13 protein-coding genes and 1 pseudogene are annotated in these 18,017 nt (G+C 39.7%); 8 read left to right on the top strand and 6 right to left on the bottom strand.

Annotated elements, in window-relative coordinates; genetic code table 11:
- The first annotated feature begins 51 nt into the window (after positions 1–51).
- From ACT3RM_RS01040 to ACT3RM_RS01030, 3 genes are read left to right on the top strand one after another with little or no spacing between them, the layout of a single operon-like run.
- Positions 52–255 carry a DUF3283 family protein gene (locus ACT3RM_RS01040; RefSeq protein ID WP_441834370.1) on the top strand — a complete coding sequence of 68 codons (204 nt, stop codon included), beginning with the start codon at positions 52–54 and terminating at the stop codon, positions 253–255.
- A complete protein-coding gene (locus ACT3RM_RS01035) occupies positions 255–698 on the top strand; it encodes a GNAT family N-acetyltransferase (protein ID WP_441834369.1) in 444 nt (147 codons plus the stop codon). Before ACT3RM_RS01040 ends, ACT3RM_RS01035 begins: the two co-directional genes overlap by 1 nt.
- Positions 695–5,197 (top strand): EAL domain-containing protein, encoded by a 4,503-nt coding sequence (locus ACT3RM_RS01030; RefSeq protein ID WP_441834368.1) that lies wholly within the window; start codon positions 695–697, stop codon positions 5,195–5,197. Before ACT3RM_RS01035 ends, ACT3RM_RS01030 begins: the two co-directional genes overlap by 4 nt.
- 108 nt (positions 5,198–5,305) lie before the next feature.
- Here ACT3RM_RS01030 and ACT3RM_RS01025 read toward each other — a convergent pair whose 3' ends face one another.
- Positions 5,306–7,975, bottom strand: a complete 2,670-nt coding sequence (locus ACT3RM_RS01025) for a bifunctional acetate--CoA ligase family protein/GNAT family N-acetyltransferase (RefSeq protein WP_441834367.1) — start codon at positions 7,973–7,975, stop codon at positions 5,306–5,308.
- A gap of 103 nt (positions 7,976–8,078) precedes the next feature.
- On the opposite strand from ACT3RM_RS01025, the gene ACT3RM_RS01020 reads away from it, so the two are divergent.
- Complete coding sequence (locus ACT3RM_RS01020; RefSeq protein ID WP_441834366.1) at positions 8,079–8,795, top strand: SIMPL domain-containing protein; 717 nt, start codon at positions 8,079–8,081, stop codon at positions 8,793–8,795.
- A gap of 61 nt (positions 8,796–8,856) precedes the next feature.
- On the opposite strand, the gene ACT3RM_RS01015 is transcribed toward ACT3RM_RS01020, so the two are convergent.
- Positions 8,857–9,024 carry a hypothetical protein gene (locus tag ACT3RM_RS01015; protein ID WP_441834365.1) on the bottom strand — a complete coding sequence of 56 codons (168 nt, stop codon included), beginning with the start codon at positions 9,022–9,024 and terminating at the stop codon, positions 8,857–8,859.
- A gap of 150 nt (positions 9,025–9,174) precedes the next feature.
- Here ACT3RM_RS01015 and ampD point away from each other — a divergent pair, with 150 nt between their 5' ends.
- On the top strand, positions 9,175–9,729 hold the full coding sequence (gene ampD / locus ACT3RM_RS01010; RefSeq protein ID WP_441992698.1) for a 1,6-anhydro-N-acetylmuramyl-L-alanine amidase AmpD: 555 nt from the start codon (positions 9,175–9,177) through the stop codon (positions 9,727–9,729).
- 7 nt (positions 9,730–9,736) lie between these two features.
- Positions 9,737–10,588, top strand: a complete 852-nt coding sequence (gene ampE / locus ACT3RM_RS01005) for a beta-lactamase regulator AmpE (RefSeq protein ID WP_441992699.1) — start codon at positions 9,737–9,739, stop codon at positions 10,586–10,588.
- Positions 10,589–10,692: 104 nt separating this feature from the next.
- Here ampE and msrA read toward each other — a convergent pair whose 3' ends face one another.
- From msrA to ACT3RM_RS00990, 3 genes are all read right to left on the bottom strand, one after another.
- Positions 10,693–11,226 (bottom strand): peptide-methionine (S)-S-oxide reductase MsrA, encoded by a 534-nt coding sequence (gene msrA, locus ACT3RM_RS01000; RefSeq protein WP_441992700.1) that lies wholly within the window; start codon positions 11,224–11,226, stop codon positions 10,693–10,695.
- A 169-nt stretch (positions 11,227–11,395) separates the two neighbouring features.
- On the bottom strand, positions 11,396–14,494 hold the full coding sequence (locus ACT3RM_RS00995; protein ID WP_441992701.1) for an efflux RND transporter permease subunit: 3,099 nt from the start codon (positions 14,492–14,494) through the stop codon (positions 11,396–11,398).
- 3 nt (positions 14,495–14,497) lie between these two features.
- Positions 14,498–15,550, bottom strand: a complete 1,053-nt coding sequence (locus ACT3RM_RS00990) for an efflux RND transporter periplasmic adaptor subunit (protein WP_441992702.1) — start codon at positions 15,548–15,550, stop codon at positions 14,498–14,500.
- A 243-nt stretch (positions 15,551–15,793) separates the two neighbouring features.
- On the opposite strand from ACT3RM_RS00990, the gene ACT3RM_RS00985 reads away from it, so the two are divergent.
- Positions 15,794–16,504: a DUF2982 domain-containing protein gene (locus ACT3RM_RS00985; protein WP_441992703.1), complete on the top strand. Its 711-nt coding sequence runs from the start codon at positions 15,794–15,796 to the stop codon at positions 16,502–16,504.
- Positions 16,505–16,693: 189 nt separating this feature from the next.
- Positions 16,694–16,846: pseudogene (locus ACT3RM_RS00980) on the top strand (DUF1566 domain-containing protein); the annotation flags it as partial.
- Here the strand turns inward: ACT3RM_RS00980 and ACT3RM_RS00975 are convergent.
- Complete coding sequence (locus ACT3RM_RS00975; protein WP_441992704.1) at positions 16,834–17,943, bottom strand: tRNA nucleotidyltransferase; 1,110 nt, start codon at positions 17,941–17,943, stop codon at positions 16,834–16,836. The pseudogene ACT3RM_RS00980 and the gene ACT3RM_RS00975 sit on opposite strands and share 13 nt — an antisense overlap.
- Positions 17,944–18,017: the final 74 nt, after the last annotated feature.

Below are 18,017 nucleotides of genomic sequence, written 5' to 3'. Positions count from 1 at the left end.
GTTTGGGTATACTCTTAGGTTCGTTATATTAGCAAAGTTAAAGTGTTTTTTATGTCATATAATTTATGTTTACTGCCCCGTGAGCAAAAGTATCAAATTCAACTTGATTATGAAGCCTCATTTTGGGCGTATCAAATAAAGCGAAATAAAAATACCCGTGAACAAGTCTATAACACGATTAATAGCAGGCCTATTGCTGAGCAGACCTTTTTAAAGCAGCAGTTTGAACAATACTTGGCATTGATGTTGAGTTAATGAGTAAACTGCGTTTTGAGCGTTTGGCGGCAATTAAAACACCGCTAGTCAATAAGTTTTACACGGCTCATAACGCTCGTGGTCGCGCCAATAAGCAAGACCAAGTATGGGTTGCTTACCATGGACATGAAATAATAGCCGCGTGTCGTATTCAACATCGACAGAGCTACTTATTTTTATCAACCTTGCTAGTTGCACCACCTTGGCGCCGTCAGCAGGTAGCTCAACAACTTCTACAGGTTATATTAAGCGAGCAACAGCAAGTGGTATATACTTTTTCGTATCGCAATGTTGTTGCGCTATATAGCGGGCTTGGCTTTATCGTTACAACAGATTTACCAGAGGTATTTGAGGTACTTTATAACAGCTATAAAAACCGTAATATTATCCCTATGAGTTATCACCCGATAATTTTATCTACTGCATCACCGGATTATAAATGAATCAATTTGTTAGCGTATTTTTGACTATAGGTTTATATATCAGCCTTACGTTGACAAGTATCGAAGTGGTAGCTGAAGTAAAACGGTTATCCCCTACAGAGGGGCTTTCTCAGAGTTATGTAAATACCTTGGTTATTGATAATAAAGGGTATTTGTGGCTTTCGACAGAAGGCGGACTGAATCGCTATGATGGCTATCAAGTGGTGCATGTTGAGGGTCCTAACGGCGAGTTAGATGAAGTAATTATTGATCGGATTTATCAAGATCCGCAGGGTAATATCTGGATAGCTTCATTGCTTGCGGGATTATTTAGGTATGATCCCAAAAACGATATTTATAATCAGTTTTTATCAAAACCCCTATCTGAAGAACAAATATTTCAGCAATCCGTTTTTAGTATGTTAGCAGTTGATGATAAAACGCTATGGATAGGACGTGGTGGTGACTTTGCAAAGTTAGATGTAGAAACAGGTGAAATAGACACTATTTTTGAGCTGCCTAATCGAAAAGATAGCACTATTATACGTGCGCTTTTTCATTATCAAGGCTATATTTTTATTGGCACCAGTGATGGCGGTTTTGTTTATGATATTGCAACTAATGAGTATCGTAAATTTGAACACCTTACTGGCGAACCTACTCACGCTTACCAAAACTATATTAAATCTTTTGCACTGGCCGAAAACGATAAACTGCTTGTTGGAACTGTTCGCGGACTTTATGAAGTCGATATTAGTAATATAGCGGCCCTATTTGGTTCGACCAATCAAACTCTTCAGAATAAAGTGCTGCTACCTAACTTAAATATTTGGCAAATTATAAACGAGCAGGGAGTTCTTGATTTAGGTACGGATAAGGGGTTGTTCAAGTATAACTTAACAACCACAAAGCTGACTAAAGATGAACGTATAAATAAAAGTAAGTATACGCTATCTGATAACAGTATTATTGATATAGTAAAAGACAGTTCAGGGGGGATTTGGGCTGGGACTAAAAGTGATGGTGCTTTTTATCTTCCTTCGGATAATTATCACTTTGAAAATGTCGATGGCAGTAAAGTTAAAGGTGATGGACTTTCACATAGCTCCATTTGGGGGATCACTGAGTTTGAAGATAGACTTTGGCTGGCAACGCATAATGGTTTAACCGTAATTGATTTAAACAGCTATCAAAGCAAAGTTTATTTGAAAAATTATCAAGTGGATTTATTTACTACAGAGTTTAGCATTTATAAAGTAATGCCTTATAAGGATAAGCTATGGCTGCATACTAACCGAGGGTTATTTCAATTTGATCCAAAAACGGCACAGGTGAGTGCGCCGCCATTAAAAGATCCTAGTCAGCGTACACAAATAAAAGAGTGGGTACATGGTGTTACGTTAATGCCTAATGGTGAGTTATTTTATGTACATCCAGATTATGGCATGTTCGTTTATAATATTAATAATCAAACGATAACTCAGTTAGGTGGTGAGTTTGACAATTTTGACCCCTTTTTAGCGTATGGCTTTTTAGCTCCGCTTTCAACTAAGCCAACATCACCGTTATTTTATAATGCTGGGATTTTATATCAAGTTGATAGCCATGATTTTTCACTGACCAAAATTTATACCATACCAAAGCAGCATGATAATGTGGCTATTAATGTGATGTCATATATTGTAGATAATAACAATGTGTTATGGCTTTCGTTATCTAACTTTGGCCTTATTGGTCTTGATGCCAACACCTATGAGCATATTCACACCATTGATTTAGATAAGCATAAATTAGGTACATTGCTATATGACATGGTACTTGATGAAAAAGGTATGATTTGGATGAGTAGCCATAAAGGTGTGTGGCGATTTAATCCTGAAAATAAGCACTTTCAACAATTTACTAGTGGCGAAGGGCTGGTATCAACTGAATTTAATAGTGGCGCATTTACACAATTAAAAAGTGGTCAAATTGTATATGGCTCTTTAAAGGGAATTACTTATTTTTACCCATTAGATAACTACCCTAAGCATGATTTAATTGATCGGGTAAACATTACTAGTATTGATTTAATGTCACGAAACCGCCGGCCTGAGTTAAAGCAATCTATTGATTCAATAACCTTAGCGCATGATGATATCGGTTTAGAAGTGGCTTTTTCTGCAATGGCGTTTAATTATCAAGAGCGCATAGTTTATGAGTACCAGCTTGCGGATGAACAAAAAACCTATACGCGCAACAATAACCGTGTGTTATTTCCTAAATTAAACCCCGGTAACTACCAGCTAAAAGTGTGGGCAAAAGACCCTCTAACCGGTAATTATACGCCGCCTGCTAATTTAGACATTATTGTTGATTACCCGCCGTGGCGAACGCCGCATTTTATTGCGCTTTATTTATTTATTACATTTTCCCTTATCGCAATTTGGATGATAAGGCGTCACCGTATCCAGAAAATACTATTAACCGCACATAAACAAAGCAAAGAAAGTGAAGCAAGATTAAAACTGGCTCTCGAAGGAAGTCATTCAGGGGTGTGGGACTGGCAATCATCAAGTCCAATAATTTATCAGCCGCGTTTAAAAAACGAGTTAGGTTATCAGAGTGAGTCGGCTAACTTAGATGGTTATTTAGCAAAAATTCACCCGCAAGATAAGCAAAACTTTCGCTTGGAGTGGTTGGAGTTTTTATCAACCGATAAAGGCTACTTTAATTGTACTTATCGTTTACGTCATGCCGAAGGCGAGTGGCGCTGGTATAAAGACTTTGGGAAAGTGATCGAGTGGCAACAAAACACGCCTCTTAAGGTTGCGGGTACGTATACCAATATGACTCGAGAGTTGGTTTTTGCTGAGCACGCCAGGTTATTCGGTGCAGCCTTTGAGCAAACTCGTGATTGGGTATTTATTCTCGATAAAAACCTGCGCATACTTGCGACAAATAAAGCATTACAAAGCGCTTTTAACTTTCCTAGAGATTTTCGTTCTAGTCGTCATTTAAAATTGGGGCTGGGTTTACGAACCCGAATTCATTACTTAAGAATTATGCAAAAGCTTGCTGTTAGTGAGCACTTTTCACTAGAAGATACTGTGCAGCTAGCTAATGGTGATAAACGCCAAGTGTTGATTAAAATTAGTGCTGTGGCAGGTAATAATAATCAGCTTGAGAGTTATGTTATTACTCTAACTGATATAAGTGCTCAAAAAACTGCAGAGCAAGAACTTAATTTATTAGTTAATTATGATGAATTAACGGGCTTACCCAAACGCACTATATTTTACGATCGCCTCGAACATGCTCTTGAACAAGCATCACGGCATAAGCGTAAAGTAGCGCTGTTAACCATTAATATTAAGCGCTTTAAACACTTCAATGACTCATTTGGCCATGAGACAGTTAGTGTAATAATTAAAAAAATAGCTGTGCGTATTCAAAGCTGTTTGCGCCCTCAAGACAGTGTTGCACGCTTTGAGGACGACAAATTTAAAGTACTTATTGAAGATACTCAGCAAATAGAAGAGATACTATTGCTCTGTGCTAAATTAATGCAAAGCAGTGTGCAACCCATTACGGTTAATGAGCGACATTTAAGTGTTAATTTAAGTATTGGTGTGGCGATTTATCCTGATGATGCCACTCAAGCCAAGGCATTAGTTAAAGCTACGGATATTGCTTTATATCATGCAAAGCAAAGTTTGGAGCCGTGCTATCAGTTTTATCATCAAGAAATGAATGAGCATGTGCAAAGGACGTTAAACCTAGAGTCACAATTGATAAAAGCTTATCACGAACATGAATTTTGTAATTATTATCAACCTATAGTGAACTCCTATACGACCCAAGTTGAGGGGTTGGAAGTTTTATTACGTTGGCCTGGTAATAAGCAATATCAAAACCAGGAGTTTGCCCTTGCAGCAGAAAAAATGGGGCTTATCACTAAAATTATGCTGCAAACTTTTGCGCGGGCGTTAATTGAGCTAAAGCAATGGCAAAAAATACAACCTGATTTGTATTTATCTATTAACTTGTCAGCGTTGGATTTTGAATGTAATGACTTAGTCGCTGAGATTGAAGCCCTATTAGTAAATGCTCAAATCCTTCCTCAAGCAGTGGTATTTGAAATCACCGAGTCAGTGATGATGCATGACTCTAAGCATGCATTAAAAAGCATGTTAAAATTAAAAAGCTTAGGCTGTCGGCTTTATATGGATGATTTTGGTACTGGTTATGCCTCATTGACCTACTTAAAACGCTTTCCAATTGACGTGCTTAAAATCGACCGTAGCTTGGTTAGTGATATTGGTAATGATGATGAAGCGATCATCAAATCAATTCTCGCACTGGCGCAAAGCTTAGGTTTAGAGTGTGTCGCAGAAGGTGTTGAAAATACTTCACAGGTCGCATTCTTAAATGATTTTGGCTGTAGGGGCTATCAAGGGGGGTTATTTAGTAAACCCGTGCCAGGGGACGATGTAAGCCTGCTACTTTCTAAGCCGTGGGGTAATATTTTTAATCTGTAAGTTAACCTTACTTTATACGCACTTTTTCAAGATTTTCGCATTTCCTCCAGTAAAAGGTTGCAGTAACAGCGTGGTATGTTGACGTAGTATTATCACTTGCGGCTCAGTTTATGTAGTTGTTAAATCTAGGTGCATATTTATGCTGCCTTCCTCAAAGTCGCGGCTAATAACAAAGCCAAGCTTGCGTGCCAGTTCAATCATTCCGGTGTTTTCTGGTAAGGTAATACCTGAAATTTCTTGTACGCCTTGGCTTTGGCAGTGACTGATTGCAGCATTCATTAATATCTTACCTAGTCCTAAGCCTTGGCTTTTAGAGCCCACCACAATAGCAAATTCCGCGTGTAGTTTATCAGGGTCGAGTAACACGCGTGATACACCTAAGGTTTGGCTCTGCCCTTGATTATTTTGAGTGACAATAAACGCCATTTCTCGGTCGTAATCAATCTGAGTCATTTTAGCGAGTTGATCATGATTAAACTGCGGAAGCTCGCCAAAAAATCGTTTATAACGATCTTCTTTTGCTAATGAGCGATCAAATATCTGATGAGCTTTTTCATCTTCTGGCTTAATTGGCCTGAGAGTCGCCTCAGTATTGTTTTTTAAAGTGATTTTTTGCACTAGTTCAATAGGGTAAGGGCGAATTGATAGTCGTTTACGATGTGATTGAATTTTGTAACGGCTTAAGGCCATGCTCGCATCAAGCACTAAAAGCTGCCCGCTGCTGGCAAGAATTGGATTTAACTCCAAAGAAGTAATATCAGGTTGGTCAATTATCAGCTGAGAGACGCGGGTTAGTAACGCACAAAGCCGATATTTATCAACTTTATTAGGTAATATACGCTCTTTTAACACTCCTTTATCGTGCGCTGCAGCAATTAAGTATTTTGCTAAGTTCATATTAAGTGGCGGCAATGCCACTGCTGCTTGTGCAGACTCTAGCCCTGTTCCAGCCTCACCGAGTAAAATAACAGGGCCAAAGTTAGGCTCGGTTTTAATTGCAACACGAAGCTCATTTGCACCTGCGCGCGGCGCCATTTTTTGCAGTGAAAAACCTTCAATAATTGCATCTGGATAAGTATTTTTAATTCGTAACAGCATTGCAAAAGCCGTTTGCTCAACTTCTTGTGCATCATTTAAATTAAGCACCACACCACCGACTTCTGATTTTGATGCAATACTAGGACTAATTAGTTTTAATGCTACCGGAAAGCCAAGCTCTATAGCATGTTCTTTTGCCTCGGTTGGGGTATAGGCAATTTCAGTTTGAATACAATCAATACCGTAATGGCTTAATATTTGGCTTGCTTGATGAGTTGATAAGTAATTTTGTTGCTGTTCAATAAATTCATTAACTAACTGTTTAGCCGCGGGTTTATTAATCTGCTTATCATCAGTATTTGACTCTGGCGTTTGTGTTAAATGTTTTTGGTTACGACGGTAACTCACTAAATGCATAAATGCGCCAACTGCACCTTCAGGGGTACGATAAGTTGGTATAGCATTATAAGTGCAAACCTTTCTGGCCGGGTAGGCGGCATCTTCGCCCATAAAATTAGTCATGACATAAGGGCGCGCCATGGGGGGCTGTTTACGCAGTGTTTCGACAATAATTTTTGCGTAATCCTCACTGGGAGCAAGGGCCGAAGGAGTATGAATAATAAGTAAGTTTTTTACTTCTTCGGCGTGTAATAAAATTTCTAGGGCTTTTTTATAGCGCTCAGGTGCAGAGTCGCCAAAAATATCGACTGGGTTTGAGGTCATTTCAGATTGTGGAATAACTTTATTCAGCGCAGCACGTGTTTGCTCGCTAAGTTCAGCTAACTTTCCTGAGCTTTGTAGTAAGCTATCAACTGCCATAACGCCTGGGCCGCCGCCATTCGTTAAAATAGTCAGGTGCTCAACCTTTAAGAGTTTTGGATGCATAGCAAGTGTTTGTGTGGCAGCAAAAAGCTCTCGTAAGTCATTTACTCTTAACATACCGGCGCGTTGAAATAAGGCATCATAAACGGCATCTGAGTTATGTTGTCCATCAGAGTGGTTTTCTAAAGATCCAGTAGTCGTTTTACCGGTTTTAATAGCAATTACAGGTTTACTAAAGGCAGCAGCTCGAGCAGCTGATATAAAGCTGCGAATGTCATCTATATTATCGATATACAGTAAAATGGCTTTGGTTTTTGAGTCACGCCCTAAAAAATCAAGCAATTCGTCAAAGTCGATATCTAAGCAATCCCCAACAGATAAAAAATACGAAAAGCCAATTTCTTTATTCTTAGCCCAGTCTAAAATTGTTGAGCATACCGCTGCTGATTGCGATACAAACGCAAGCTTGCCCGCGCTTGCCACCGTATGAGAAAAGCTGGCATTAAGTCCTAAGTGAGGGATCAGCAGCCCCAAACTATTTGAACCTAAAATTGATACTTTTGCGTTGTTAGCCGCTTGTGTGAGTTGGTTTTTTTGTTCATTATTAAGGCCATCGGCAATGATAATGGCATTTTTACAACCCAGCTTACCGAGTTCGCTAATTATATTGACTAAGGTATGTTTGTTTGTACAAATAACAGCCAGGTCAGGGACTTTAGGTAACGCTTTAATCGTTGGGTAAGCCAGTACACCGCGTACCGCGTTATGGTTTGGGCTTACGGGCATAATAGGGCCATTAAACCCACCTTGTAGTAAGTTTCTCATCACTACAAAGCCTGCTCGCGCAGGGTTATTAGAAGCGCCAATTACGGCTACTGAAGTGGGAGTAAAAAATTGATTAATACGCTTTACGCTCATTGCCTGTCCTGTGCAGCTATTTTGCTTTATTTAATGTAACCTGTTTAAAGGTTTTTTTCGAGTTTCATGGGTATGATCCATAATCTATATCACGGAGTAAAAAATGAATACCAAACATTATTACCCTTTAGCTATTGCTGCTGTCGCTTTTATGTTGGGACTGCTTGGCTTAGGGCTTATTTTAAAAAGTGCCGCCTTAGATGTTAAGTCGATGGAGCGAAGCGTTCAAGTTAAAGGGTTGGCTGAGCGAGAAGTCATAGCTGATACGGTTATTTGGCCTATCCAATTTAGCGATGCTGATAATGACCTCGTGGCGTTGGTTGACCGCATTGAGCAAAAAAATGACGCAGTGCAGGCATTCTTAAAATTACATGGTTTTGATGACGCTGAAATATCAGCATCAACACAGTCAATTATTGATAAACAAGCGCGTGAGTACGGCGGCGAAAACCAGAAGTTTAGGTATGTTGGGCGCGTTAATGTATCTGTGCACTCTAACGACCCCGAAAAAGTTCAGCATGCGTTGAGTAAAATAACCGAGCTGGCAAAGCAGGGTATTGCTATTGTACAAGATAACTACGAAACGCGAGTACAGTATTTATTTACTGGGCTTAACGATATTAAACCGGCAATGGTTCAAAAGGCCACCGAAAAAGCCCGTGAGGTCGCACTTAAGTTTGCTAAAGATTCACAGTCTCAGCTTGGTAAAATAAAAACTGCGCGCCAAGGGTTATTTAGTATTAATGATCGCGACTCAACCACACCGCAAATTAAAAAAGTACGTGTCGTCAGTAGTGTTGAATATTACTTATCGGATTAAAGCTGAAACCTTATAAGTCGCTTGTTATAAGTAAATGCTTGTTGACTAAGTAAGTGTGTCGCTACATTTTGCAAAAGCTGTATTTTGCTTCCACGCGTTGGGCACTTAAGTATAAGTGCTCAAGCTCGGCGCTTTGTTGGTGAACATTAAAGGCTTTAAAATCATTTTCGAGTGCTGACAATGGGTGGTGCTGCAAACGCTCATTAAGTTGTTTAGTACATAATTCCATTACTATCTTATGCCACTGTATTATTTCATTGTATTTTTCCTAGCGTATATCTTGAAAAAATGCAGCTGGGTCAACTCACTTTGGCTTAGCTATCATTATGACGTTAAATCAATTAGCATAAACCCATTAATGTAATATTCATGTTTTATTATGAGAATTAGTCAACTAGGTGTTTTATCCAGTGCTTTGCAGCGCCCTTGTACACATTATGACGAGCGTCCAGAGCAAACCAATATATCATTGCTAGTGATCCATAATATTTCATTGCCAGCAGGGCAGTTTGCAACGCCCTACGTTGATGATTTATTTATGGGCTGTATAGATTGTAGTGCCGAACCAGGCTTTACCGACTTGAGAGGTTTACGGGTCTCTGCCCATTGCTTTATTAAGCGCACAGGTGAAGTAGTTCAATATGTGCCATTTTTAAAGCGCGCTTGGCATGCAGGCAACTCTGAGTTTGCAGGACAAAGCCAATGTAATGATTTTAGTATTGGTATTGAGCTTGAAGGAACCGATATTACGCCTTATACCCAAGCGCAATATAATGCATTACAATCTATAACTAAATTATTAATGAAAACTTACCCTGCAATTACCCTTGAACGTATCGTGGGTCATTGTGATATTGCACCAGGGCGTAAAACTGATCCTGGTGAAAGTTTTAACTGGCAGTACTTTTTGGCCGCCTTAAAAAGCGTTGAGTGAGAATACTATGATTTTAATTTCTATCATTATCGCGTTAGTTTTAGAGCGTTTAGGTGCACGTTCAAACTATTGGCAAATTAGTTACTATGGGCAAGGTTATCTAGCACGTTCGCAAAAGTTACTTTCAGAAAAGGGGGTGTTTAACTCCCCTGCGGGCTTTGTTGTTTGGTTATTGTTACCTGTAGTTGCCGTTGCATTGCTATATGTTTTTTTAGATTTTGTAATTTGGCAGTTACTAATTAATGTTGTGGTTTTATTGGTGTGTTTTGGCTGTGCTAAACACCGTGCGTTATATAAGTCTTATTTAAATGCGCTTACTCGGGATGATAACGAAGCCGCCACTTTGTACGCCTACCAAATGGGCCAAAAGCATACCGCAGGTGAAGAAAATGGCGAAACATTTGGCCAGACTCTAGCATGGATAAACTTTCGTTTTTATTGCGCAGTGATATTTTGGTTTGTGGTTTTGGGCGCACCGGGAGCTGTTTTATATGCATTGGTACGTACCTTTGCCGATCTAGTTCGAGACGATCATCAGGTAGTTTTTGCAAAACACTTTAAGCTAATACATTCATTGTTATTCTGGCTAGATTGGTTGCCCGCACGAGTGGCCAGTTTTGGTTACTTGGTGATTGGTAACTTTAATAAAGGCACTAGTTGTTGGTTAAGGTATATTCTTGATTTTTCAGTGAGCAACCGCAAAGTAGTAACAAAGACTGCACTTGCAGCAGAACAAATAGAGCAGCAGCATTTTGGTTGTACTTATGAAGCGACCTGTATGATGCGATTAGTAAAGCGCAATGTGCTGTTTTACTTAGTATTGATAGCACTACTTACTTTATTTGGTGGCCTAGCTTAACAGTAGCAAATCATATAGTGATGTAAAAACGCAGTTTAATTTTAAGTGGCCTTCAATAGTTGGGCATTCCAAATTAGGCTGCGTTTTTGTTTTAAAATAAACGACTAAACTAAAAATTCGTCAAATAATTGTTCAAACTTTTGCAATTTCGGGGCTATTAATAAGCTGCAATAGCGCTGCTCTGGGTTTTCATTGTAGTAGTCTTGATGAAATTGTTCAGCGGGGTAATAAGTACTTGCAGAGCTTACCTCTGTAACAATTTTTTGCTCGCTTTTAGCGCTAAGCTCGTCAATATAATCGTGAGTTTTCTGATGTTGCTCTTGGTTGTGATAATAAACTACACTGCGGTACTGGGTGCCTACATCGTTGCCTTGGCGATTTAACTGTGTGGCATCATGCAAGGTGAAAAACATCGCTAATAAGGTATCAAAGCTTATTTTTTGGCTATCAAAGGTAATTTGTACCACCTCTGCATGGCCGCTGGTGCCAGAGCAAACTTGTTTGTAAGTCGGATCACTGGTGTCACCGCCGGTATAACCTGAGCTTACCGCTAATACACCTTTAACTCGTCTAAATGCGGCGTCAATACACCAAAAACAGCCGCCCCCGAAAGTTGCTATTTGCTTTGTTGTGCTCATTATATTCTCCAAAATAATATCGTTGCTTTAGTAGATAGCTTAAGGTGAAGATTGGTTTCTTTAGTATGACTTATTTTAGCGTGATAAAACATGAATAAGGAAGTTTTGAATCGAAACAGAGAAAGGGAGATGCTGTGAGTGGTCGTTCTCACAGCACTTTTTACAGTTTTTATTTATCTGATAGCGGCTTGGCAATCGCTTGTTGTTCTAGTTTATGCTCTAAAAACTCAGGAGATTGCGTTTTACGCGCTAGTGCATAGTAAGCGCCTGGGACTACAAATAAAGTTAAAATAGTGGCAACAATAACGCCAGTAAACACCACAACACCAATTACCATTCGACTCTCTGCTCCGGGCCCCGAGGCTAAAACGAGCGGTACTGAGCTCATTACGGTGGTGAGTGATGTCATAATAATTGGACGTAAACGTTGTGAGGCCGCTTGCACAATTGCTTCGCTAAACTCCATACCTTGGTCGCGTAGTTGGTTGGTAAATTCAACAATTAAAATACCGTTCTTAGCACTAAGACCAATCAACATAACAATACCAATTTGGCTATAAATATTAAGCGTTAAATCCGTTGCCCAAAGTCCCAACATAGCACCCACTAAACCCAGTGGTACTGTTAGCATGATCACAAATGGGTGAACAAAGCTTTCAAATTGTGCTGCTAGTACTAAAAAGGTAACTGTTAATGCAAGGATAAATACGTAAGTCATCGCTGATGAACCTTCGTAAAATAATTGCGATTCGCCTTTGTAATCAATAGCGCCTTCTATGTCGTTTTCTTCTTCGGCAACTTTATTTAAAAAGTTAAGGGCTTGTTCTAACGTATAACCATCCGCCAAATTTGCACTTAAAGTAATGGCTCGCATACGATTATAGCGGTTTAATCGTGATGCGGTCGCTTGTTCTTTAAGGGTAATTAAACTATCAAGTGGCACAAGCTCCTCTGAGCGAGATTTAACGTAAATATTCGAGATATCAGTCGGATCGGTAAAGTCTGTTTTAGTGCCTTTTAATATAACATCATATTCTTCACCACGGTCAATAAAGGTGGTGGCACGTCGTTGGCCAAGCATGGTTTCTAAAGTACGGCCAATGTCAGACACTGAAACCCCTAAGTCAGCGGCTTTATTTTTATCAATATTAACTAAAAACTGTGGGAAGGTTTCTTTATAGTCGTGATCTATGCGTACTAAACCTGGGTTCTTCTCAGCGCGTTCGATAATACGGTCGCGCCAATCGGCTAATTGGTCGTAGTCATTACCTTGTAGTACAAACTCAATAGGGCGTGATGAACCACCACCGCCGATACCGCTGCGCATAATAGCAAAAGCGCGAATATCAGTTACTTCAGTCATTTTTTCGCTGATTTCATCCATTACCTCCCAAGTTGAGCGCTTACGCTCATCCCAGTCAGCCATGCCCACAATAGCCACACCACCACTGTCGCCCCAACCGGGGACACGAACTAGCACTCGGCTAAGTTCGCCTGATTCAGAGTAAGGCATTAGCCGCTTTTCAATTTCGGCCATATTCGCAGCATTATTTTCATAGCTAGCGCCTTCTGGGCCATTCATTGCTATAAAGAAAGTTCCGCGGTCTTCTTTAGGAGTTAGTTCAGAAGGAATTTGCTTAAATAATAGAAAGCTTGCAACGCCTGCCAGTAGTATCGTGATGGTCAAACCGCCACTGCGTTTCATATTACTATGTAAGGAATTGCGGTAGCCTTGTTCAATTTTAGCAAATACCTTATCCATCCATTGACTGAATTTACTTTCTTTCGCCGATGGCTTTAATATTTTAGAGCAAAGCGCCGGAGATAGAGTCAGGGCGGTAATACTAGAAAAGAACACTGCAGCACTTACAGCCATAGCAAACTCAGTAAATAGTGCACCAATACGACCATCCATGAATACCAGTGGCACAAACACTGAAATAAGTACTAAGGTTGTCGCTATAATCGCAAAACCTACTTCACGCGCGCCACGAAAAGCCGCTAATAGTGGTGGATCGCCAAGTTCAATACGGCGGTGGATGTTTTCAAGCATAACAATCGCGTCATCCACTACTAAACCGATTGCAAGCACTAGGGCTAATAGAGTTAGTAAGTTAATTGAGTAGCCCATCGCAAGCAAAAACATAAAGCTGCCAACCAAGGCTACTGGCACGGTGACCGCTGGAATTAATGTTGCTCGAATATTGCCTAAAAATATAAAAATAATTAACACGACCAAGCTCATTGAAATAGCCAGGGTGTTGTATACTTCACTGATTGACTCTTTAATGAATACAGATGAATCATAGCTATCTTGTATCGTAGTGCCTTCAGGTAGGTTACGTTTTATATTTTCAAGTTCGGCGCGGGCATTATCGACTACTGTTAAAGTGTTAGCTTTGGCTTGTTTAACAATGCCTAGGCCAATCATATCGCGGCCGTTACCTTTAAAGAGGCTTTCGTCGTCAGCAGCCTCAAGTTGTACATCTGCTACTTCTCCTAAACGTACCAGGTAGCCATCAACACCGCGTTTAATTACTAGGTTTTTAAAGTCTCGCTGATTTTTGTAACTGCGAGCTGTACGTACAGTAAAGTCGCGATCGATGGATTCTATTTCACCCGCAGGTAGCTCAACATTCTCACTAAGAAGTGTGTCTTCAATATCAGAACTGGTAATACCACGTGCCGCCATGGCTTGGCGATTAAGCCATATTTTCATGGCATATTGGCGCTCACCACCAAGGCGTACATTTGATACTCCATCAACAACCGCTAAGCGGTCAACAATAAAGCGTTGAGCATAATCAGAAAGCTGTAACGAATCCATATTGGTGCTGTTTAATACAAACCAAGCAATAGGGCTTTCATCAGTATTGGATTTAGAAACTTCAGGCGGGAGCACTTGCTCAGGTAAGCTATCGAGGGCACGGGCAACACGTTCTCGAATATCATTTGATGCGGCATCAATATCGCGCTCGATATCAAATTCAATCGTAATGTATGACCGGCCATTACGGCTTGATGAGTTAATATTTTTAATGCCCTCAATGCCTGAAATCCTATTTTCAAGCACTTGAGTTATTTTTGTTTCAACAATTTCTGCTGAAGCGCCAGTATACTCAGTACTAATACTGACAATCGGCGATTCAATATCTGGAAATTCACGCAGTGGCAACATCGAAAAGGCCACTAAGCCGAAAGTTAATAATAGTAAATTAATCACAATGGCAAAAACGGGGCGCTTAACACTTATATCAGTTATTTTCACGGTTTATCCCTTCACAGTGACTTGACTGCCTGAGCGAATTTTTATAATTCCCTCAGTAACAATTTGTTGACCATCTTTAAGCCCAGCATCAATTGCAACCCAGCCGTTATGACGGCCAGTTACATTCACTTCAACCTTTTGCGCTACGCCATCGTTAACTTTAAATACAAAGTGTTTGTCTTGTTGCGGGATTATCGCTTTTTCAGGCACCATTAATGCTTGGCTTGAACTAATCTCTAAAGCGGTATTAAGTAGCATGCCAGGGCGCAGTAATCCTGATTTATTTGCAAAGCTTGCGGTTACTTCGACACTACGTGTTACTGAATCAATCCGTGAGCTAACATGGGTTACTTTTCCAGTAAATGTTTGCTCGGGGTAAGCATCACTTTGCGTCATTACTTTCATATCTAGGTGTAACTGAGCTAAGTATTTCTCAGGTACTTTGAAGTCTACTTTGATGATGCTGATATCATCAAGGTTTGAAATAATAGTCGCGCTGTTAACATAAGCGCCAACAGATATTTGGCGTTTACCTAAGATACCTGAAAAAGGCGCTGAGATAGTCATTTCAGCCAACTTGGTTTTAGCTGCCTCTAATTGCGCTTGAGTGGCGTCAACGCGAGAAAGCTGCTCTTCTAATAATGATTTTGCAGTGGCTTGTGAGCGAGACAGCTCTGTTAGACGATCTAATTGTCGTTTTTCTTCGCGTAAGTTAATACTTAACTCTTTTAAGGCTAATTCTTCTTGTTGAGATTGTAACTGAACGAGCTTTTGCCCTTTACTAACTAAGTCTCCATCATTAAAGTAAATAGCGGTGACATAGTCGCTTTGCGCACTATTAATGTAAATAGCTTGATTAGCTCGAGCGCTACCTATGGCTTCAATCAAAATCGCATTTTCTTGCTGAGCGACAGTATGAGCTGAAACTTGCGTTGTTGTTGAGGTGAGGCTATTTTGCTCACCTTGACTACTAGGTAGGTAAAGATACACACATAGCCCCAATAACAAAGTAATAATGAAAGGAAAGAGTGCTTTGCCAGATTGCTTTGAATACATTGTTATAATACCGGAAAATAAGTTGAAGGTAGTGTACAAAATAAGACCGGAGAAAAGGTGTTATATGTCTCAAAATTTTGTGACTTAGGCGTAAAAGTTAAAAATTACTCGTATTTTGTTCCTGTAATGTAACTAATTGTGAAGGTATTATGTCTTTTCAGACTAAATGTAAGCGATGTTTAAAGTTTCGTCAGTTAACTTTGTGGATGTTGGTAATGATTTTTTTTTATTGGTTTTATTACTATGTCTAGTACTTCTGAATTAGCGTTAAAATTAAGGGCGCAAGGGGCAAAAAACGGCATTGAAATATTATTAGTTGGTGCTGTTGGGCTGACTTTTATTATGTTGGTGAATTTATTAAGGCCTGCTGAGATAAGTATTTTAGAAATATTTTTAGCCAGTGCCTGTTGTGCGGCGATTTTTGTGGGGTTTTTAAAAACCCAAGAACCTTACTATAGTTTAATCATAACTGCCCATTCACTGACCTATAACCATAAGTATGGCTTTTGGTGTATGTTGCAATCTAACTTACAAAAGGTTGGTATTCCTAAAGTGGAGGAAAGCCTTGATTATTTAGAGCTAAATGCTGTGGGTATTAAGCTTAAAGACAGTGATGAGTTTTTATTACAATTAGCCCCACGTATAGCGGGTAAGTTATTAATAGAGCAGCGCCATTTATTTATGCAAGCAGTTCAAAAACACTGCAAAAATGGCAATTGCCCATCAGAATGGTTAGTAGAAGATAATCATTACACGTCAAGCAGTGGTTTTCAGTTAGATGGTTTGTTGGCAATGTTTGCTAATCGAATGCAGCACTTACAGCAATTAACGGGTTATGATTTATTATTACCTGCCAGTGTATTAGATCGCAGTATTTGGGATTTTAGCTATTGTTTAAACCATTGGCGCAAAGATCCCAATGCTTTTATAAAAGCCCATTTACCTAAAGATTGAATGATGGCGAGTATGATTTAGCGATGAGTTAAGAAAAATCTTTTATAAAAAGTGGCAGTAATACCATAATACATAAAGATAAAAAGCTCGATTTGGTTATAGTTAACGGTGAGAACCAACCTCGTATAAAAGTAACGCACAATGGCCTTGAGATCACGGCAAGCCGCTGGGATTAAAAAACGAAATAGTTTTCTCGACACGCAATTGAATAATTATTGGAGCAGTACCTCAGGAGTTTCAAGAGCTGATCTAGCGTGGGTGTATCAATTTGATAAAGGTCTTAACAGTTTACATGCAAAGACCTCGGATATGTTTTTACGCTTTGTGCGTTATGAAAAGTAACGTTTAAATACAGCTAACTGCGCTTGTTCTAGCGCGGTTTTTATATCTGCCCCTTTAATACCTTGAGCAATAAATTGTTGTGGGTTAACCGCCCTTGCTTCATGGCTTGCTTGCAATAAAGTTTGTTGATGTTCAAGTTTTCTGCATTGATTTATCTCGAGTGCGTTTAATAATGCCGTAAAGCGCTCAGGGCGCCGCCATAAATCAAGCCGATTGCAGCTTGAGAGTAACTGCTCAGGGTTTATTGTTTTAGCTGTTAGCACTTGCTGATGCTGCACTACATAACAAGCCAGATCGCGTACTTCGTTAGGTAATCTTATTGTTTGTGCAATCGCATTTATCTCGTCATTATTTAAGCTGCTGGTGGCTTGGCAAAAAAGTAATGCGGTATCGAAAATTTTATGATCATTCGCATAGTTAAAGCGTGCTTTTATTTTTTGATATAAAGCGTCATCCCACTGCTTGGCAAGTGCGGGGCTAATGGCTGTTAATGCATTTAGCTCGGCCAGTGTTTGTAAAAACTCAGCAAACGCGCCATCGCTTAATGATTTTTCACATTCAAGCCATAATCGCTCAGGCGTAAGGGTCTTTAGCTCACCTTTTCTAACCATCTGCTTTAATAATGTTTTCGTTTCATCGGCGATGGTAAAGCCTAAGTAATGATAACGGGCAGCAAAACGCGCTACACGTAAAATACGTAACGGATCGTCACTAAACGCGGATGATACATGGCGTAAAATACGGTTGTCTAAGTCTTGTTTGCCGCCGTAAGGATCAATTAAGTTGCCATCATCGGCCTTTGCAATGGCGTTAACGGTTAAATCGCGGCGCTTCAAATCATCTTCTAGGCTTACATTTGGGCTAAATTCACATACAAAGCCGGTATAGCCTTGGCCTTGTTTTCGCTCGAGGCGAGCAAGTGCGTATTCGTCTTTAGTTTTTGGATGCAAAAATACCGGAAAGTCTTTACCCACTTGTTGGTAGCCTAAATTAAGCAGTTGCTCGGGGGTTGCCCCGACAACCACATAGTCACGCTCTTTAATTTTTCGATTCAGTAATTCATCGCGAACTGCGCCGCCAACTAAGTAAATTTGCATGTTTAAAGCTTCACCAATCATTCGTTTTAATTTATTTTACGTTAATTACACAATAAACGATAACAAGGTTTTCA

This window comes from Pseudoalteromonas sp. AOP7-A1-14 (assembly GCF_052376275.1).
In the GTDB taxonomy this organism is placed as follows: Bacteria; Pseudomonadota; Gammaproteobacteria; order Enterobacterales; family Alteromonadaceae; genus Pseudoalteromonas.
This window is presented reverse-complemented; position numbering and strand designations above follow the sequence as displayed.